Genomic DNA, 19417 nt, shown 5'->3' on the forward strand with positions numbered 1-19417 from the left:
ATTCAAATACATTATATTTTTCTTGGAAATCATTCATAACGGTCAACTCCCAGGTAATTTAATAGGTTTTTACCTAGTGTTGACACCTATATGAGGTTTTAGACTAAACACTAAATAGCGAAGAAGCCAAAATAGTTACCACCTTTTCGTAACATTTTCATGCTATCGGCATGGGTTTGATCTGTTCCGACAAGATCTATAATTGTTTCTACACCTTTGTCCTCAGACAGCTTTCGGACCTCAGAAATAGCATCATCTCCGCCAAGAATACCCTTATCTGCACCGTATTCCAGCGCCATATCCAATCGTTCCTTATTCATATCAAGGGCAATGATATCAGCATTACCAAACTCGCGCATTAATTGTACACCGATATGTCCCAAGCCACCCATACCGATCATCAAGACTTTTTTACCAGGCTTTGCTAATGGTGCCGCTTTTTTCACTGCACGATATGCAGTGATACCTGCATCAGCCAGTGGCGCAACATCCGCCGGATTCACACCATCATCCAATTTAATCAACGCCCTTTCTGATGTCTTCATATACTCTGCATAACCACCATTATGGGTTAGACCCATGAATTTCATATTTTCACAATGCATATCTTCTCCAGCTCGACAACTCAAACACTTCCCACAACTAGCAACTGGGTGGACAATAACTGGATCGCCTACGTTAAATTCAGTCACATTTGGTCCAATTTCATGGACCCATCCTGCATTCTCATGACCAATCGTAAAAGGAAGTGGTGTCCCTAGGGTCTCTGCCCATATTCCTTCAATAAGGTGTAAATCTGTCCTGCAAACTCCAGCTCCCCCAATTTTCACAATCACATCTGTGGGTTCGTTGATTTCCGGTTCCGGAACTTCTTCAAAAGATAAAGGTTGGTCATATTGTTCTAGTAACCAGGCTTTCATTTTATTACGCTCCTTCAAGTATTTTTACACAAAATAGAACTTACCGCTTATTAAAAAGAGATCTATATTAAGTCTTCAGTTAGTTACTTTTTTTGTTAATAAATTGTATAATTTGTTTTCCCGCTTATCGTACCGGGCCTGTAAAACTCCTTGGCAAAAATGACTGTTAAATTCCATTGCTAAACGTTGTCGCCTACTATCAAGAAAATAATCATTAAACTTCTCTAAAGTAGGTCTTTGTCCTTGGTGATCGGTAAATGCAATATCATCATCATTTATGGGAAGATTGAATTCATTTCGTATGTCTCTATAACGTATTACTAGGTCATAATCTATTAAATTATTATCCAAAGATTTATTCAGAACTATCCATTTCATTGTTATAATATTTTCCTTGGTAAACTCTTTTTTCAAAAGATACTTCACTAATCGTTCTTGCCTTGCATTATAAGCTTTGACTCGAAATTGTCGTCTAAGCTTGTTAAGGTTACCATCATTCATTTCACCAAACATTTCTTCAAACGATCTGCCTTCTGATACTCCTTCACTTACCCTTTTGGATTCTGAATGATCGATAAGATTAACTTTAGTAGTATTAACCCATTCAAGCTCTTCAACCCTCTTTCTTATATCCTCTCCCATGATATAAGCAAAATTTGGCGAGCACCAATAGGTTGGTAAGCGAAAAGACACGTGTACGTTCTGTTGATGGATATTAATATCTTGAACAAATCCCAAATCTACTAGGGATTGATCAAGTTCCGGATCCAAGACAAGTTTCAGTTGATCGTATACCTGTTTAAACTTAAACATTAGTAAGATCCTTTTTCATTTTTGATATTGAATCATCTTTTATTTTCTCTTTTTGTGTATCGATATCAATATCGTAAAGTCTAGCCGCATTCTTTCCTAAAATTTTTTTCTTAGTCGATAAATCAACCGTTACTCCTGTTTCCTCTTGAATGTCTTCCGGTAATTCAAATTCCATAAATTTTTCAATTAACCAACCAGGTTCCCAAATGGCATAATCGCTGCCAAATAATATTCGATCTTCATCAAGCCAGAAAAGCAGTTCACTCATAATTTCAGCAAAATACCTTGGTCTCGCATAAACAAACGGCATAACAACAGAAAGACCAGCATAAACATTTGGTTCTTGCGTAGCAATCCAGCAGAAGTCTTCAAGCCTTGGTAAACCAACATGCTCAACTATAAAATTAAGATCTCTAAATTCTGTGGCAACATCATCAACATCCGATACATCAAATGCATCTATATTTAAAGGAGTTACAGTAGGACCTTTGTGTATATGAATATTTTTTATACCAAGATCCCTGCATTTTTCGAGATACCGTTTTGCCCACGGATCAGACAAACTCCACCCTTTCGATTGACCACGCCATTCTGCTGTGTACAGTTTAACCCCTTTCAAACCGTACTTATTATACTGGTCTTCCAATTCATTTAACCCTTCCTCCCCGGCTCTCGGATCAAAGTTCCCATTACCAATAAACCTACCCGGATATTTTTTTACCAGTTGACTTTCTTTTTCCACATTACCAAATGGTTCTTTATAAAAATCAGTAAGTCTTTGAGGGTTGAAAATCGCCATATCTGCATAGCCCATTAAAAAAACATCATTGATTAATGTTTGCTCATCATATTTTCGAAACTTATCCTTTGACCAGTGATACTCTTTTGGACTTAAGCTAGTATGATAATGATAGAAACAACTAACAAACTGTTCACCATGGATATTCTTTTGATTTTCTATACTTCCATCCCAGAAATGAATGTGCGCATCAATAACAAAAATTTCTTCGCCGCTTTTGGTTAAAAACATTGTAAGCCCTCCATTTACATAATTTTTGCTTTAAACAATGAAACTTACATTATTAATCTTTCACTTTTTCCAATGCATTAACTTGCTTTATAAACTCCTTCATAAGACTTGATAAATCTGGCCAAGAATGAGCGGATATTAGATTATTATCAGTGTGGTTCATTTTATTAATGTAGGTAGCTCCAATACTTTCAACTTCAGGTTTACAAGCAATATAAGCCGTTAATTCTCTGCCTTTCACAGCATCTTCAATCATTGTTAGTGCTAAACTTCCGTGGCACACTACCGCAATCGGCTTATCTGCTTCGAAAAAGTGTTTTATGATCCCAGGCAAGTGCTCATCCATACGAATATGTTCTGGTGCTCTTCCACCTGGAATTATAATCGCATCATATTGGCTTGCATCAATTTCTTCAAACGCTTTAGTTGCTTCAATTTGATAGCCTCTTTTTTCCGTATAGGTTTCCCAGTCCTCAAAATCATGAACAACAGTGTGTAATACTTTTTTTGTCGGCGCTGCAATATCCGTTTCGTACCCTTCTTCTAAGCAGCGGAAATAAGGGTAGTATACCTCTAACGCCTCTACTGCATCTCCTGCCACAATCAAAATTTTTTTCGTACTCATAAATCTGCCTCCTTTTATTTTTAGAAACCGCTTTCAGTTTTATTTACGCAAAAAACATGCCAAGTTTATTAACCCTATGGAATGCCCCATAAAGGCGGGGACACTCTGTATTTAATATCTATTTTTTCTCAAAATGAAATTTTCTATCTCAAAATGATACACTAATAAGAAAAATCCCCTTTCTCACTTTGGTTAGTACAATAAAATTTATTTGCCCAACGATAGGCTGTCGCTCGACTGACTCCTAATAGTTGAGCCGTTTTTGTAATATTACCGTTTGTTTGGTGATAAGCTTTTAAAAATGCTTTTTCTTGAATACTATCCATTTTTAAATCAGGCTTGATATTATCAAAAGAATTAATTGTATCTTCACCCATACATTCTCGAATAACTTGATCATCAATAATTTCTTTTTCCGTCATAACCAGACATCTTTGAACAATGTTTTCTAATTCCCTAACATTCCCAAACCATTGATATTGTTGTAAATATTTTATTGCATCTTTTCTAAAATCCTTTTCCTTACTATTTTGTGGAGTATTTTTTGTAACAAACCATTTAACCAGTTCTGGTATGTCTTCTAATCGAGATCGAAGTGGAGGGATTCCAAGTTGAAGAATATTAAGTCTATAATATAAATCTGCACGAAATTCTCCTCGTTCTACCGCATGTTTCAAATCTTTATTAGTTGCTGCAATAATTCTTGCATCAACGGGAACAGGTTTACTTGCTCCTAATCGAGTAACACTTTTCTCTTGTAATACGCGAAGAAAAGTAGCCTGAATATCAGATGACATCTCACCAATTTCATCTAAAAAAATCGTTCCGCCTTCTGCCACCTCAAATTTCCCAGGCTTTCCTTGCTTTAGCCCACCGGTAAAGGTACCTGCCTCATAGCCAAACAGCTCGCTTTCTAACAATGTCCTTGGTAAAGCAGCACAATTTACTACAATAAAAGGGCCTTCTTTCCTTTCGCTACTATTGTGGATACTTTGTGCAACCACTTCTTTTCCACTTCCAGTTTCCCCTAATATTAAGGATGTTACATCCGATTGAGCTACCTTTTGAACCTTTTTTCGTAGTTTATCCATTTCTTTACTTGAACCTCTTAACTCATACTTCGTTATATATGCTTTGTTTTCTTTAATTCTTCTAGCCGAACGACTAATATGCTGAACTTCTCGAAATATTATTACCGCTGAACCATTCGTTGTAAGAATGGGTTTTACCTGGACCAAGCATGTTATATTAAGTTTTGTTACCTTCATCAGTTCATCTTGTAATTGGGTTTGAGATAGGATTGACTCACGAACACGAGAGTTGGAAAAAAAATGAATAACTGCTCTTCCGTTTAAAACATCAGGACTCGATTTAAGGATCTTAGAGGCTTTTTGATTGACTTGTACAATCGTAAGGGATTCATCTACTAATATTACACCATCTTCAACAACATTGAGAAGTGTATTTAATGTTTCATTTGATTGCTGAATGTCTTCTGTAATTTTGCTTAATTGATATTGTCTTTCTATCGCTTTTACCGCTGATACAACCATACCTAAAGTGTGAACATGAACCAAATCAACCGGTCCTGATACATTCAGGATACCTAAAACCTTTCCACTTTCATCACAAATAGGTGCAGCTGAGCAAGTCATTCCATGAAGTTTCTTCCAATAGTGTTCAGTTCCAACTACTTGAAAAGGTCTTTCTTCCCGGAGTGTCAATCCGATAGCACTGGTACCGATATGTCTTTCTCCCCAAACCGCACCTGGAATCAATTGATACTCCGAGGTAAAAAGTCTCGTACTTGAATCATCCAATATCTCAAGAATGATCCCATCATTAGTTGTAAGCATTGTCAAAAAACCGGATCCATGTACAAAATCATGCAATTCTTTAATAATTGGAGATGCGATTTCTAACAATGAAAGATTAGTCTTTTTCAATTCATCCAATTCTCCATCTCCCAAAGTTTCAAGGGGATACGAATTTGATCCGTTCCACAAGCCTGCAATTTCACAACGTTTCCATGAATCGATTATTTCCTTTCTCATATTTTCCTCCCAAAATATAATTTGTATCTCCTAAGCTTTATAATAATATTTCAAATCTCTGATGTTTTAATAAAGGGTTATTCAATTATATGGCCCGTGGGACAATGATCCCATCCATAGTACTGCCCCCCCTTTTTTGTAAAAACATGTTTGAGGTTGGTTAGGACACGATTGGTCGATCCAGTGGTTTCCTCTGAAGTCAAAAAACAAGCTTGTGTAAGTGAAAACAAACCAAATCAATGCATTCCATCTGGGTGGGCTTTACTACAAAGAAGACCTGGCAGTCTTTCGGAAGAAAACGGATCAGTTTCTGACTAGGCCGCACAACTCTTTAAGTAACGGTTCCACCCTGGGTTACTATTTACCGCAAAATTTTACAAATGTCCTGGATAGATGTAACAACATTTGAGTACCAATATTTGCTCCGGAAATGATAATCACCCTGACTCTATATACAAAAATAACCCACCACAGCTAAGACGCGTAGTGGGTCAATGATCAATGTTTAAATCTTTTCCAGTATTTCCGGTCTTTTCCCTTGCATCGGATTGGATTTTTCAAAAGCGTAGCCAGCATTGAGAATTCTTCCCTCTTTAAATGCAGGGCCAATAATTTGCATTCCTACTGGCAACCCTTCACTAAACCCGCATGGTACAGATAGAGCTGGAAGCCCGGTTAAGTTTTCGGGGCCCATAAAGCGAATAATGTTATCAATCAAATCTACTTTTTCTCCATTTAAGTCAGCAAAATCACTACCAATATCATTTGGAAGTACTGGTAACGTAGGAGCAATAAGCACATCCACTTGTTCAAATGCTTTTTGGAAATCCTGCTTTAATTGTCGCCTAACTTGCTGGGCCTGCAAATAATCTACAGCTGATGGCAGTTCACCCAATTCAAATAGCATACGGATGTCATTTCCAAAGTCTTGCGGCCTCGTCTGTAAATCACTGTGGTGTATAGTGGATGCTTCTGATAGTGATGTGACAAGCTCTGCCCATTCGGCATATTGCAGTGCCGGAATTTTAACTTCCTGTACTTTCGCACCCTGATCAACTAGCTTCTGAATACCGTCGCGAACAAGTTGTTCAATACCAGGGTCTACACGATTGAAGAAATAGTCTTCATTGACACCAATCACAAGATCTTTTACATCACCTGTAATCTGTTCCATATAATTATCGACAGGAACGTCTACAGTCGTTGGGTCATTCTTGTCGAATCCAGCAATAATTTGCAGTAGACCTGCTGCATCTTTCACTGTTTTCGTCATTGGCCCAACATGATCAAGTGTCCAAGCTAATGGATAAACACCATGTTTGCTTACTCGTCCAAAGGTTTGTTTTAAACCGACAGTACCACAGGCAGATGACGGAATTCGAATGGAGCCTGCGGTATCCGTTCCGAGTGAAGCAACAGTTGCATCGGCAGCGATAGCCGCACCTGAACCCCCACTGGACCCCCCAGGTATTTTATCCAAGTTCCATGGATTCCGTACAGCACCGTAATGTGGGTTGTTATTTGTTATTCCCCAAGCATATTCATGCAAGCTTAGTTTACCCGTGAAAACAACTCCTGCTTCCTTCAGTTTTGAAACGACCGTCGCATCATAATCTGATACAAAATCTTTATGGATCTTTGAAGACATGGTAGTTACTTTATCTTTCATGTAAATAATATCTTTAATAGCCATTGGAATTCCATGATACATGCCACGATAAATTCCGTTGTTAATTTCCGTTTCCGCTTTTTCCGCCTCTTCAAGTGCATCTTCCCTATATATTTCCATATATGAATTAACCTGTTCTTGCGTTGCTTGGGCCTGATCCAAAACGGCTCTTGTAACCTCTACAGGCGAAACCGATTTGTTCTCAATAAGCGGAGCCAACTCCTCAACAGATTTTGACGCCAATTCCTTACTCAACATGATCACCCCCAGGTATGTTACGTAAGCTGATGTTTACGTCATCTATGTTTGCATTTTCCAGATTCCCACGAAGGACCTTTATGCCTTCCCACCGATATTCTAAAATTTCCAGATGTTCTTCTCTTGGTTTTATTCCTTTGTCCTCCAACAATTCTTTTACTGATAGAGACAAACAAAACCACTCCTTTAAATATTATTTATCTTCAATAGACGATTTGCCTGAAGACATCAACTAGAATCGGTACCGGGTGCTCTGTCTATAAAACTATATATATTCCTAAAAAGAAGACTTTATGTGCATTTGTTTATGTAAGCGTTATCAATTAACTTGATATAAAAATAACATTGCAGTTAAAAGGAGTCAATACTTTTAGACTATTTAGACTTTTTGTAGATTTTTAGCCGTTAAGAATATACTTTAATTTACTAGTCACGAGCCAACAACTAATAATCCTGTGTTAAAAAATGGTAAATGTAGTGGGTTATTTATTCCAGCATGTATAGGCAACCCTTTCACTGATATAATGGTATAAGAAAGCGAAAAAGGCGTGCATCGGGTAAGTGACAGGCACCAACGTAAAAAGCCACCCTGAATAGAGTGACTCTCTCTTTACGACCGATCGATCGGCCAAGTAAAATTTTTAAGGCCGCACTACAGATTAAATATCTGTAAGGGCAATATTTATTTTATTCAAATTAGCTACTATTTGTTCTAACGCGTTTTATAAAAATATCAAGGCCCTGCGACTTTGTTATTTCTTTGTGAAAAGGCGTCTTATTTTGTCGTCGATTAAATCTATTTGCTCAGACACAAGCTTAAAAACCATATCTTTCTGTTTTCTTGGCTTGAACACTCTAATTTTACTTATGGTGGAAGTTAAACGGTTTTAGTTTGCGTCCAACTCGGAAATTCTGTTTCTGAACTCCTTCAGTATGTCACTTTCAGTATATCCCTCGGAAATAATGTCTTTTAGGATTTCTTCAGCGATTAAAAAAGATTTGCTTGGGTTCATTTTTCGTTGTCGCTTGGAGCGATTGGCATGCAACCTTCGAGTGATTGCCTCATTTTCTTTTTGTAGCCTTTGTTGATTGTTTGACGGTCCAACTTTTGCCAGGGGCAAATCAAGACGTCTTCTTTCCGGTTCATTCACCCTTTTATCACCACCTAATTATAATGCTTATATTAGGTTTATGCGACAGAGGTAATTCTATGTGAAGGAAATTCTAATAAAGCGAAACTTCAATCAGTGGGGTTTTCTCTCATCCCCCACCGATTAAAAGCCTGAGCAGAATCGGACATTTACTGGCAGTTTAGACCCCACTATCATGCTTTGTTTTCACCTTCGTCTTGAATTCTGCCAGTTACATTCGGGATAAAAAAAGCGCCCATTAATGGACACTTTCTTCTTCACGCCATCTGTAAGCTCTTCTTCTTTTACCTAAAATTCGCCTGTTTTCCTCTCGCAGTCTTCTTTGGCTATGGTTCTCTCCAACATGAGCAATTGGGATGTTCAAACGCCTTCTTGGTGGTTCACCCTTTGGAATAACAGCTTTTTTATTATTCTTCATGTTCAACACCACCTTCGTGAGGATAAGGTTTTTCGACAACTATAACGTAAGTCATCAGAAGCATATTAACAAGTACCACGTTTTACGGATTGTATCTTTATCTTTTACCGCTTCCCTATTTCTCCAATAGATAAAAATATAACAAGATAAAAGAACAAAGATAACCCACATCCCTACAATAAAGAATTTCTCCACATGTTCCTCCTCCCTCCAAAAATTTAGATTTGAACTATCGTTGTTTTTCTAATTTACTTCTATTAATAATGGAGCGTTCTGATAAAGTTTGGAATTCAGCAGACTGTTTAAATCAAGTTCGACAGTCCATAGGTAAACAAAAACCCGTAAAAATCGCATGGTTATAGTAATTTTCACGGATTATATCATGCACGGGTGTGTTACCAGCTTTTTTATCTGGCAAAAGATTTTCGGAGGTGATTCGATGCCCAGTAGATTAATGATTTTTCGTTGTCCATGGGTTGCCATTACCTCTGTCCTCTGAAAAAAGTCCATGTAGAATATTGGAATACAAATAAATGAAGCGCAGTAATCGAAGTAAAAATAGAGGTGCTTTTAAGACAATAAGATTACATGTAACTTAATTCGACAAAACAAACCAAAATCCTGCAAAACAATAAATAAAATTTTAAGAACACAAAACAAGCTGCTGCTTCCCATTTCGAATTAGAAAACGATCACAGGTAAAAACCCCGAAAATAAAGAAAAAGAGGGGGGAAATGCTATTTTCCGGTTGGATAAAATCTTTCACATCCACAAAAAAAAGCCACCAGCTCTATTCAAACCGGTAGCTTCCATATAATAATTCGAGTGGTGACAGGCACCAACTAATTATATACCAAGATATATAAATCATTACATTATTCTTTCGTATCAATGAAAAGGCCATGTTCAGTTTATAAAACCCGAATTAAATTATAAGCGGCTGAGCTATTAAAACAGCCGCTTATCATTGTCACTTCACAACAGATGGCATACTACTCACTCAGTATGTCTCATGCCAGCTTTAAATTCCTGCTTTTTCTGCCATTCTATTTAATGCTCGGGTGCTTTCATGTCTGATACGTTCTTCGTCAAGCGTTAAGACCTCTCTATTTTTCATGATAACCTTTCCGTTAATGACGACATCTTCAACATCGGTTCCATTTACACCTTCAACAATGGTATTAATTAAGTTATGTGTCGGGGAAATATGTGGCTGATCAATATCGACCAAAATAAAATCAGCCTTTTTCCCCACCGAAATCTCGCCTATTTCATTCTCCATTTGTAACGCTCTCGCACCGCCAATGGTTGCCATTTCCAGTAACTCTTTTGCTGAAAGAACCTTAGGATCAAATATAGGTAATCCCCAAAATGCATGTATACCTGAACGGAACACCCGCATTTCATCAAATAAGGATAAACTGGATCCAGCTGCACCGTCACTTCCCAGCCCAATTGATAGCCCCGTTTGCAACATTCGTGGGGTTTTAGGAAAACCATGATTCCCGAAATTATTACGTGGACAATGAACAATCTTGACATCTCTTTCGTGAAGTAAGTCGATTTCTTCCTCAGACAAGACTACGTTATGCGCTGTAAGCAGATTTGGACCAAGGGCCCCATATTCATCGAACACCTCAGCAGGTCGTTTTTGATATTTCTGCAGGCAAAAGCTTACTTCGTCACGGTGTTCAGCCAAATGAGCATGAAGCCCTGTTTTATACTGTTCTGCTTTTTCCGAAACCTTACTAATCAATTCCGGGGAACTGGTCATCACTTGTCTTAATGCGAACCAAATGTTGATTCTATCATCGGTTCCATGATAATCCTTGTATAAAGATTCAATTTCTTCAATAATCACTTCAGGACTTCCTAACATGGTATCAGGAATGAAGTTACCCATATCCATAACCGATTTAGTGATCGCCGCCCGCATCCCGGATTCTATTGCCGCCTCTGCAGCCTTATGCATATGAAGGCCTCCCGAGTCGGCAAAACTGGTCGTCCCATTCTTAATCATTTCCAAACAACTTAACGAAGCACTTGTTGAAACAGCTTCCTCATCAAGCCTACTTTCAAAAGGGACCAAAATACGTGTCCAGACCATAGGATACTCATCCATCGTCCGCCCTCGGAGTAATTGCTGGCAAGTATGAGTATGGGCATCGACCAAACCTGGCATTAATAGCTTACCTTTTCCATTAATGGTTTCCTTAGCCTCTATGTCAGTCGATAGATTATCAACTTCATCAATTTGAGAGATTTGATTATCTTTTACTGCAACGTAACAGTTCTCATCTATTTCATAGTTTGCTGTTAAAACAGAGCAATTTTTTATTAAAATGTCATATTTCAAGATCAGTACCCCCCACTAATTTTTACTTGAGATTGATTTATATGACTCCTGTCAGATTCAATACAATATGCGCTATGGCTGCGGAGCCGACAAAGGTTCCAGTAAACACGACCAAACCAACAATCACCATTTTCCAGCTTTGTTCCTTGAATGTTTTTAAATCTTTCCCCATCGCTATCCCGGCAAAAGCACCCACAGCGGTAACAGGAGCCATGAAGTTTATCTTCCCTGCTTGCTCAATGACGAAATCCGAAATTGGTGATATAGGACTGGCAATTATTAATCCAATCAATGAAACATAAAGAATCATCGGTAATTTGAGTGGGATAATCTTACCTAAGACAAAACCTAAAAACGCCACTCCAGATAATATCAGTGCCCCCGGGATTGATTCTACCATAGAGACATCGTAACCGATTACGTTTGAAACTATTGTGAGAAATGATACAACTAACAATAAGAATACCCAGTCAGACACTCTCATCTTTATTCACAACCTCCTCTTCTTTGGCCGGTTTCAGACTAATCGAACGCATCCTCGGCTCGAGAACTTTGTATAGCTTGCCGGCTACTGGTAATGCGACGAACATTCCAATGTAAAGGCCTGTGACACCTGTTAACATGTCACTTGCACCTGCCAAAAGCAATATGTCTTCTGCATATTCCGGATAAATGTTGGTCAATACGCCCGATCCAGCGGCCATCATACTCCCGCTCCCCACTCCGGAGGCCATACCTAATGCAAGTGGATGAAATAAATTAAAGGTGGCTGCTATGCTGGCTAAAAAGCCAATATAAATTGTCCCAATAATATAACCAATGACATAAATAGATAATGTGCCGCGCATTTCAGGTGAATCCGGACCATAAATATGTGAAACCAGTCCAAGATTTGACTCTCTGCAAATCGAGTGAGCCGCTCCAATCGACTCTCGCTTTAACCCCAGTAATATCGCAATCGGTAACGCTAGGAAAATTGTAGCCAAGTTTCCAAATTCCTGAAGTACCAATGCAGGACTCACTTCAATAAGTTTCGGCAAATTTCCGCCTGCTAAAATCCCCAGTTTAGCCATAAAAGGGGTTATAGCAACTAAAACAAGTGGTGAAGCAGCCTTTACTTCCTTCATTTTAAAGAAACGAAGTATTTGCGGACATAATAAAACACCTAAGAACAACCCATAGAACATTGGAAAAATGATCATTTTCCCCAGGCCAAAATTAATTTCTCTTGTTCCCAGTATTTCTGCAATAATCACGATCCCCAATACTGCAAGGTATATCCTGTACTCACCTCTAATCCTCTCACCAATACTGCTATACGCTTTTGTTGACATCGTGTCCCTCCTGTACCTCAAACCGCCTCTTTTTTGTCAACGAAAGAAGAGGACGGTTTTAAATGAATATTATTAGCTTTTGGTATATTGCGGGTCTATAAAGCCGAGCTCTTGAGAGATGGACCCAGCCGCTTCTTTACAGTATTGAGTGTATTCTTCAAGTTGATTCTGCACCCTGAATTCAGGCCCTACTATAGAAATGGATGCCACTACTTCCCCACTATATCTTTTGATTGGAAAGGCGATTGAAAGTGAACCCTCATCCAACTCACCATTGGTTATGCTATAGCCTTGATCTCTTATTGTTTTTAATTGGGATTTAAGTTTTTCCGGCTCTGTTACTGTATTTGGTGTAAATCTCTTCAATCCTTTATCTATCACATCTTCAATATCCTCCGGGGGCAGGTATGCCATTAAGACTTTCGTCGGTGCCCCTGAATATAGCGGAACACGCTTTCCCAATTGCGAGGTACACTTAATGCCTTGGGTGCTTTCTTTAATATCAATACAAAGTCCCTCGTTTTCATTTGCAATTTCCAGAATGATTGTTTCGTTCGTCTTATTCCAAAGCTCCTCAATCACTGGAACCGCTACATTACGTAAATCCATTCTCCTTGAAACGATCATACCTAATTCAAATACTTTTAAATCCAACGAATAGTTTTTCGTATAGACATTTTGTTTTAAATATCCCCTTCTCTCCAATGTTTTTATCATCCGATGAACAATACTCTTGTACAATCCCAATTCCCTGCTAAGTTCAGTGACTCCCCATGCGGGCTTTTCTTCTGTAAAACATTCCAACAAGGAAAGAAGCCTATCCCCTGTTTGCGATGAATCTTTCTCCGCCATCATTTCACCCCCTTACTGTTCTTATAATTGGAACATCGTTCTTATTTTGCAACGTATTTTTATAGTAAATGATACCGTTTTCATTTGTCAATATAATTAGTAAAATTTTGTGTCTTAGGACAATAATAATTGCTTAATTTGATTATTACCTTAATTATGGCAAAAAAAATGGTACGGAATTTACCATACCACTAATTCATTCGATAGCTTCAAGAACATTTATTCGCATTAATAACCCTTAAAATCACCTTATGAATATTCCAACCCTTCACTCAACTCCGGTGTTACCTTTGTTGAAGTACATCTGCTCTCTGTACTTAATCGGGCATTACCCCGTTATTCTCGTTACTACGGCCTCATGCGTCAATCCTAAATCCTCCAATCCCATTTCACTTACGCTTTTAAGGTCGGTCTTTTCTGATTGTTGTCATTTCAGCTGGAAGTAGGATTTTACCGACGTTATCTCTGAGAAACGTTCCTTGGATGCCAGAACCTATACCCCGGCTGCTCCTATGGTGCATGTGATCGTTTCTTCCCATAGGACTACGGCCTTCCCCACTCGAGAAATAGGTCAGCACTATGCGATATCCCTTCAGCAGCTTCAGAAGGGGAACTGATTTCGGGGCTGCAGTATTCGTTTCCGTCCTTCTGGCCTCCAAATTTGCTTGCCACACAGACTGCTCCGACCTTATTTCTCTGTGTAAACAGGCCGCCGTGGCGTTTACGTCCAAGCAGAACGTGGCTTGTTACCTCACCACGCATTGGATATGCTAATCGCCCGAATCGATCAATTGGCGATGCAGAGACTTACACTCTGCTAGTTTCTCAGCCTTGTCGGCTGCTCCGTGACAGGCACCAATTCCTAAATCACCATAGAAAGTTCTCCCACAGCCTTAACTTTCACAAAAATAGCATTGCCGGGCATGTATGCCAAGGGTATGTCTTCTATGGATACGATACGAATGGTATCTGGGTTAGCACCAGACTTTTTCGCGCGTTCAATGGCAAGCTGTTTCGCTTCTTCAATTACATCATCATAGGAACGTTCATCAAGTGAATACACTTTTTCAGTTTCCCCGGAAATATCACCAATTGCAGCTCCAATCGCATTCGCCACTTCATAATGATCCGGCTTCACGACATGTGCCGCTCCTTCTAGTGACTCCGGAATCAAAATGCTTCCTCCACCTGATAGCACTACCGGGATTTGGTTTGCATTGGTTTTCATACGGTCAATTCCGTCCTCGATCAATTGGGTGATTTGTTTATGAGCCTGTTCACTAACTGACTTGTCCAAAATTTCCTTATTCGGTTGATCTATATTGGCTATCCCTGCACCTACTGCTACATCTGTAGCTGTCAGCACTTTGCCGCCAAATATTTTTCCTTTCAAAGTTAATTCATGGCCAACACTATCCGGTCCGATTTTAAACTCTGTTTTTTCTTCCTTGATAATTGTACCTCCGCCGATTCCCAATGATAGAATATCAGGCATCCTGAAATTAGTGCGGACGCCACCTATTTCAACCGCAACGGAGGATTCTCTCGGAAAACCGTTTTTCACAACACCAATATCTGTTGTTGTCCCGCCAATATCCAGTATCATTGCTCGCTCTAAACCTGATAAGTAAACAGCACCACGAATCGAATTCGTTGGTCCGCATCCAATAGTGAAAATTGGATAGGCTAATGCATAATAGGTTGATATTAATGTTCCGTCATTTTGCCCAAAGAATATAGTTGGATCCAGTCCATTTGCCAATAAAGCTTCTTTAAAACCTTGAACCACCGTTCGAATGACAGTAGTTAATGCAGCATTTAATACAGTAGCATTTTCCCGCTCCAAAAGACCAATACTTCCTATCTCATATGATAACGACACGCGCAGTTCCGGCGCTATCTGCCTGATGATTTTTTGGACTTTGAGTTCCTGTTCATGGCGGGAAGGAGAATAAACGCCAACTACAGCTATTGCATCCACATCATTTTTGATCTGATTAACAACATTTTGTACTTCTTTTTCATTTACAGGGACAATTTGTTCACCATTATATTCGTAACCACCAGAAACAATATGATGTTTTCTACCAATTACATCCAGTAAATCAGCCGGCCAATCAAACAACGGAGGTACAGTTGTCGTTGCCGGAGATCCAATACGGATAACACCAACGCGATTCAAATTTTTGCGTTCGACAATTGCGTTAGTGCAGTGCGTCGTTCCCAACATGGCATGCGTAACTTTTGACTTGTCCACTCCGGACTGATCGAGAATATAAGCAACACTCGCATAAATACCAGACATGACATCTTTGGAAGTTGGGGCTTTATACTTGGATAAAATATTCATGCTTTCGTCAAGCAGAACAGCATCCGTATTCGTGCCTCCCACATCAATTCCTATACGATATCCCATTACTCTCCCACCTCCGATGTATGTAGTAATTCAACAGGTTTGTACCCTACCTCATAACCAAAGTAACACGGTCCTGCGACTTCAAGTCCTTTGTTTGTTCGCCATTTTTCATGACACGGGTAAGCAATAACAAGGACACGTGCTCCGTATTTCAAGGATTCCGTCGTTATCGGAAATCCAGTTTCACGATCCAGGACAGAAATCAAGTCGGGCGTGATTGCTAATGGAGTATCCCCCTCCATCACGAGAAGCTGCTCATTTTGAAAATGCAACGTTATGCGCCGGCCGTGATCTTCATGCATCCCCTCAACTCGGGCAATTCCTTTCGTAAATCCTCCTGCCACCTCCCTTTTTATACCAGCAATTTTTCCTGTGACCAAAGAATAACCTTGGAGTTTATGCAATAGCTCCTGAATCGCTGTTTCTTCTCCTTTGTATTTCTTTAAGAGGGTTTCTCCTATCGAAGATGCCAATGTCAGTGTTTCTGGGATTGCACTGGCTTTCATATCCTTTCCGTGCAGCGCATAGTCGCACATTGCTGCAGATCCTCCCATCTGAACGGTCAGGGAACGGGCTATTTTTTCCGACCAATTCCCATCGACAGGATCATATGTTACGGTATTACCTCTTTCATCGGCCATCGCTACTGTGCCGGGTTCGTAGCCATCCAGATGGAAGGTAACCATTTGGGCTTCCGGAAAAGCCCGGCCCATTGCATCAGCATCCAAAATAGGGATTCCTTTGCTTGCGGCTGCAACAATAGGGACCAATGAATTTACACCACCTATCTCAATTGGCATCACAGCCCGAATTTTTTGCTTGAAATGCTGTTCAATCGAGGATAAGGCTTGTACAATCTGATCCTCGGACGGCAATTTTTCCACCATTACACTGGGTGCTCCAATCATAGCTACTGGGACAACCAGATCATCATCTTCCAATTCATGGGCGGAAAGAATATCGACCGGTCCATATTTATCAATCGAGCGCAACGCCATTAGCTTGCCAATGTGAGGGTCACCTCCCCCACCTGTACCGAGTACGGCCGCACCGATTGAGATTTGTTCAACCATTTGTTTTGTCAATTTTTTCATTTGTGTATCTTCCTTTATTTAAATTTTGTTGATTTTGATTAGAGTATAATAATTTTTCGACCAGCCATTGCAAAGCAAATGCAGCGATAAAGCCATCAATAGCCGGAATGCTTGTAAGTTGAAACAACTCCATACCAGCGGGGGATTCCGTCGTCAAAAGTGCAATGCCCGATGCGATGATCCACACTACTAGAGACCGGGTAATAAACGATGGCTGGTGTTCATTATCAAAGCGGAAATTATGTTTGTTAACTAAATAGTATTCAGCTGCATAAATACCGCCTACTGGAGCAATAAATACTGTAATAAAATTAAGAAACACTACAAAGTGATCAAATATTCCCAGTACGGCAAATAATGTTGCGAAAAGTCCAGCCAAGATAGTCAAAATCTTTTTGGGAATTTTCGGGAGTAGTACCGCAAGTCCCAAAGACGACGAATAAAGATTGTTTGTATTCGTTGTCCATTGTGCGAGGGTCAATACAATAATAGCCGGAATACCCATTCCCAAGGCAATAAAAATGACAGTCAAATCACTAGTATTCATCGCTTTGGATAAAACAATAGCCATAACGAGCATGAAACTGTTCCCGATTAAAAACCCAAAAAATGCAGAGAGCACGGCATCTTTTTTTGTTTTTGCCCATCGAGCTATATCAGGCGAAATAATGGTACCTACCACAAAAACACCAATAACAAGAGAAGTTGCTGCTCCAAAGCTAAATGTATTTCCAGTTGTTTGCAGTACATCATCAGTCCCTTTTTCATTTAAGGCTACTGACAACGCGGCGACGATCAAAAGAATCAAAAAAGGAACTGAGAACTTACTCAGTTTCTCTATAGCTCGATAGCCATAAATCGCAGTAGTCATCATAAGCAGTCCACCAATGAGTGCCAATACTTTAACCGGAACATCAATTCCAAGCAGGGATTGGATGGCTGCATGTGCATTTTCAGCGAAAAATCCCGCCTGTACCCCGAACCAGCCAAGCAAGGAAACGCCCAAACAGAAGGAAATAAATTTTGCGCCCTGTTTTCCAAAAACAAAAGTCGATATCATAGCAGTAGATAAGCCAGTTGTATATCCAATATAGGCACAAAATGCTCCAAGCAGCCCAAGAAATACGGATCCTATTACTACAGCCAAAATAGCTTTTCCAAAGGGCATGCCCGCCCCCAGTTGTGCACCAAGCAACATTGCAGACAGATCAATTCCGACCGCAATCCAAACACTTGCAATGGACAGCCAGCCTTTTCTTAGTTCTTCAGGAACTGGTTCTCGTGCAAAATCATTTTCATTTTTACTCATAATCTCCCCTCGCTTTTTCTATGTTTGGAATTCCATGTTAACTTCGACCCTCATAACGTATCTAACTTGGATATTCACTTTTTTATTCAACAATTTCGATTTACAGCAATTCCTGCCCAGTACTGTTCCCATATACTTTCCAATCTCCTGAAGAATTCCTCTTTATCGTAATACTGTGTTTCCAAAAACAAGCCATCCAACAAACATAGATAAGCTGTTACCAATGCTTCTGTGTCCCTGAATTGTATTTCTTCATTTGTAATTCCTTCATCAAAAATCTTTTTTAACATCCTTCGTTCCATATTCTCAAGGTTATGAAAGTACTCGGAAATGTCCTCTTTTAAAAAAGATGGCGGGAATAACATCAGTCGAATGAACATCTTTGTTTTTTCCGTTTCTTCCATATGATAGGTCATGATGATAAGCAATATTTGATGCAGCGTCTCCCTTGCAGAATACGTATCTCGATGTTCGAATTGACCTTTTAGTAAATGCAAATGATCATCAAGAATTTCTTTATATGTCTGTAAAAACAGATCTTTCTTTCCTGAATAGAAGGCATATATAGAGGGCGGCTTTATACCTGCTTCATCAGCAATTTCTTTCAATGTCATACCTTTAAAACCCTTTTCTGCATATAACCTTGCTGCTATGAGTTTTATTTTTTTCTTCGTGGACAAATCATCCCCACCTTACTTCTAATTACCTAATTAATATTAGTTAGGCAATATTATAATGAATGGTATACATAATTGCAAGATTTTTTCAAAATGTACCATAATTAAACTTACTTGGATGATTAGCAAATTAAAATTAATACTAAAAGTTATTTTTTGTCATCAGAGTGACATTTTTTCCAAAAAAAGAAGCCCATCAACTAATGAGCTACCTCTACGTAAATTATGACTGATTTACATGCTTGATAACTCCCTTCATCAGCCCCAGTACCTAATCGCTGTCGAAGTTTATACTTGGAATAGTTCTTCGTCATCTGATGTCTGGAAGATGCCACCTCAAAATAAGATAACGTTGAATCAAAGCAAATAATGGGGTCAATTTCAAGGTTCATCAAGTTAACTGTAGCGTAAAAAAGCTGGTTCTCCAAGTTATCTTTGATG

18 protein-coding genes are annotated in these 19417 nt (G+C 39.2%); all 18 read right to left on the reverse strand.

The window, feature by feature from the left end; translation table 11 throughout:
- Nucleotides 1-110: 110 nt before the first annotated feature.
- The 18 genes from ACFQ4A_RS16840 to ACFQ4A_RS16925 all read right to left on the reverse strand — a co-directional run bounded on the left by ACFQ4A_RS16840 (nucleotide 111) and on the right by ACFQ4A_RS16925 (nucleotide 18979).
- Entirely contained in the window at nucleotides 111-920 is an 810-nt protein-coding gene (locus tag ACFQ4A_RS16840; RefSeq protein WP_382402558.1) for an NAD(P)-dependent alcohol dehydrogenase, read from the reverse strand.
- Between the two features lie 75 nt (nucleotides 921-995).
- Entirely contained in the window at nucleotides 996-1733 is a 738-nt protein-coding gene (locus ACFQ4A_RS16845; RefSeq protein ID WP_382402559.1) for a metal-sulfur cluster assembly factor, read from the reverse strand.
- Entirely contained in the window at nucleotides 1726-2763 is a 1038-nt protein-coding gene (locus tag ACFQ4A_RS16850; protein WP_382402560.1) for an amidohydrolase family protein, read from the reverse strand. The genes ACFQ4A_RS16845 and ACFQ4A_RS16850 overlap by 8 nt, the downstream gene beginning before the upstream one ends.
- Nucleotides 2764-2815: 52 nt before the next feature.
- Nucleotides 2816-3388, reverse strand: coding sequence for a DJ-1/PfpI family protein (locus tag ACFQ4A_RS16855; protein ID WP_382402561.1), 573 nt, complete (start codon nucleotides 3386-3388; stop codon nucleotides 2816-2818).
- A 161-nt stretch (nucleotides 3389-3549) separates the two neighbouring features.
- A complete protein-coding gene (locus tag ACFQ4A_RS16860; protein ID WP_382402562.1) occupies nucleotides 3550-5442 on the reverse strand; it encodes a sigma-54-dependent Fis family transcriptional regulator in 1893 nt (630 codons plus the stop codon).
- Nucleotides 5443-5947: 505 nt separating this feature from the next.
- Nucleotides 5948-7369, reverse strand: coding sequence for an amidase (locus ACFQ4A_RS16865; RefSeq protein ID WP_382402563.1), 1422 nt, complete (start codon nucleotides 7367-7369; stop codon nucleotides 5948-5950).
- Nucleotides 7359-7541: a hypothetical protein gene (locus ACFQ4A_RS16870; RefSeq protein WP_382402564.1), complete on the reverse strand. Its 183-nt coding sequence runs from the start codon at nucleotides 7539-7541 to the stop codon at nucleotides 7359-7361. The genes ACFQ4A_RS16865 and ACFQ4A_RS16870 overlap by 11 nt, the downstream gene beginning before the upstream one ends.
- 715 nt (nucleotides 7542-8256) lie before the next feature.
- On the reverse strand, nucleotides 8257-8520 hold the full coding sequence (locus tag ACFQ4A_RS16875) for a hypothetical protein (RefSeq protein ID WP_382402565.1): 264 nt from the start codon (nucleotides 8518-8520) through the stop codon (nucleotides 8257-8259).
- A 238-nt stretch (nucleotides 8521-8758) separates the two neighbouring features.
- Complete coding sequence (locus tag ACFQ4A_RS16880) at nucleotides 8759-8938, reverse strand: hypothetical protein (RefSeq protein WP_382402566.1); 180 nt, start codon at nucleotides 8936-8938, stop codon at nucleotides 8759-8761.
- Nucleotides 8939-8992: 54 nt separating this feature from the next.
- A complete protein-coding gene (locus ACFQ4A_RS16885) occupies nucleotides 8993-9133 on the reverse strand; it encodes a type II toxin-antitoxin system SpoIISA family toxin (protein ID WP_382402567.1) in 141 nt (46 codons plus the stop codon).
- Nucleotides 9134-9959: 826 nt separating this feature from the next.
- Nucleotides 9960-11294, reverse strand: a complete 1335-nt coding sequence (locus ACFQ4A_RS16890; RefSeq protein WP_382402568.1) for an amidohydrolase family protein — start codon at nucleotides 11292-11294, stop codon at nucleotides 9960-9962.
- Nucleotides 11295-11331: 37 nt separating this feature from the next.
- Entirely contained in the window at nucleotides 11332-11778 is a 447-nt protein-coding gene (locus tag ACFQ4A_RS16895) for a hypothetical protein (protein ID WP_382402569.1), read from the reverse strand.
- Entirely contained in the window at nucleotides 11765-12628 is an 864-nt protein-coding gene (locus ACFQ4A_RS16900) for a DUF3100 domain-containing protein (RefSeq protein ID WP_382402570.1), read from the reverse strand. Before ACFQ4A_RS16900 ends, ACFQ4A_RS16895 begins: the two co-directional genes overlap by 14 nt.
- A gap of 72 nt (nucleotides 12629-12700) precedes the next feature.
- On the reverse strand, nucleotides 12701-13480 hold the full coding sequence (locus ACFQ4A_RS16905) for an IclR family transcriptional regulator (RefSeq protein WP_382402571.1): 780 nt from the start codon (nucleotides 13478-13480) through the stop codon (nucleotides 12701-12703).
- Between the two features lie 862 nt (nucleotides 13481-14342).
- On the reverse strand, nucleotides 14343-15896 hold the full coding sequence (locus ACFQ4A_RS16910; RefSeq protein WP_382402572.1) for a hydantoinase/oxoprolinase N-terminal domain-containing protein: 1554 nt from the start codon (nucleotides 15894-15896) through the stop codon (nucleotides 14343-14345).
- A complete protein-coding gene (locus tag ACFQ4A_RS16915; protein ID WP_382402573.1) occupies nucleotides 15896-16990 on the reverse strand; it encodes a DUF917 domain-containing protein in 1095 nt (364 codons plus the stop codon). The genes ACFQ4A_RS16910 and ACFQ4A_RS16915 overlap by 1 nt, the downstream gene beginning before the upstream one ends.
- Nucleotides 16962-18299, reverse strand: coding sequence for a cytosine permease (locus tag ACFQ4A_RS16920; RefSeq protein ID WP_382402574.1), 1338 nt, complete (start codon nucleotides 18297-18299; stop codon nucleotides 16962-16964). Before ACFQ4A_RS16920 ends, ACFQ4A_RS16915 begins: the two co-directional genes overlap by 29 nt.
- A gap of 86 nt (nucleotides 18300-18385) precedes the next feature.
- On the reverse strand, nucleotides 18386-18979 hold the full coding sequence (locus ACFQ4A_RS16925; protein ID WP_382402575.1) for a TetR/AcrR family transcriptional regulator: 594 nt from the start codon (nucleotides 18977-18979) through the stop codon (nucleotides 18386-18388).
- Nucleotides 18980-19417 lie beyond the last annotated feature (438 nt).

Source organism: Lentibacillus salinarum, assembly GCF_042679865.1.
Lineage (GTDB): Bacteria > Bacillota > Bacilli > Bacillales > Amphibacillaceae > Lentibacillus > Lentibacillus salinarum.

Bases quoted from the DNA above. Each gene is read 5' to 3' on its own strand.
- ACFQ4A_RS16840 (WP_382402558.1), bottom strand. From the start codon at position 920: ATGAAAGCCTGGTTACTAGAACAATATGACCAACCTTTATCTTTTGAA.
- ACFQ4A_RS16845 (WP_382402559.1), bottom strand. From the start codon at position 1,733: ATGTTTAAGTTTAAACAGGTATACGATCAACTGAAACTTGTCTTGGAT.
- ACFQ4A_RS16850 (WP_382402560.1), bottom strand. From the start codon at position 2,763: ATGTTTTTAACCAAAAGCGGCGAAGAAATTTTTGTTATTGATGCGCAC.
- ACFQ4A_RS16855 (WP_382402561.1), bottom strand. From the start codon at position 3,388: ATGAGTACGAAAAAAATTTTGATTGTGGCAGGAGATGCAGTAGAGGCG.
- ACFQ4A_RS16860 (WP_382402562.1), bottom strand. From the start codon at position 5,442: ATGAGAAAGGAAATAATCGATTCATGGAAACGTTGTGAAATTGCAGGC.
- ACFQ4A_RS16865 (WP_382402563.1), bottom strand. From the start codon at position 7,369: ATGTTGAGTAAGGAATTGGCGTCAAAATCTGTTGAGGAGTTGGCTCCG.
- ACFQ4A_RS16880 (WP_382402566.1), bottom strand. From the start codon at position 8,938: ATGAAGAATAATAAAAAAGCTGTTATTCCAAAGGGTGAACCACCAAGA.
- ACFQ4A_RS16895 (WP_382402569.1), bottom strand. From the start codon at position 11,778: ATGAGAGTGTCTGACTGGGTATTCTTATTGTTAGTTGTATCATTTCTC.
- ACFQ4A_RS16900 (WP_382402570.1), bottom strand. From the start codon at position 12,628: ATGTCAACAAAAGCGTATAGCAGTATTGGTGAGAGGATTAGAGGTGAG.
- ACFQ4A_RS16905 (WP_382402571.1), bottom strand. From the start codon at position 13,480: ATGGCGGAGAAAGATTCATCGCAAACAGGGGATAGGCTTCTTTCCTTG.
- ACFQ4A_RS16910 (WP_382402572.1), bottom strand. From the start codon at position 15,896: ATGGGATATCGTATAGGAATTGATGTGGGAGGCACGAATACGGATGCT.
- ACFQ4A_RS16915 (WP_382402573.1), bottom strand. From the start codon at position 16,990: ATGAAAAAATTGACAAAACAAATGGTTGAACAAATCTCAATCGGTGCG.
- ACFQ4A_RS16920 (WP_382402574.1), bottom strand. From the start codon at position 18,299: ATGAGTAAAAATGAAAATGATTTTGCACGAGAACCAGTTCCTGAAGAA.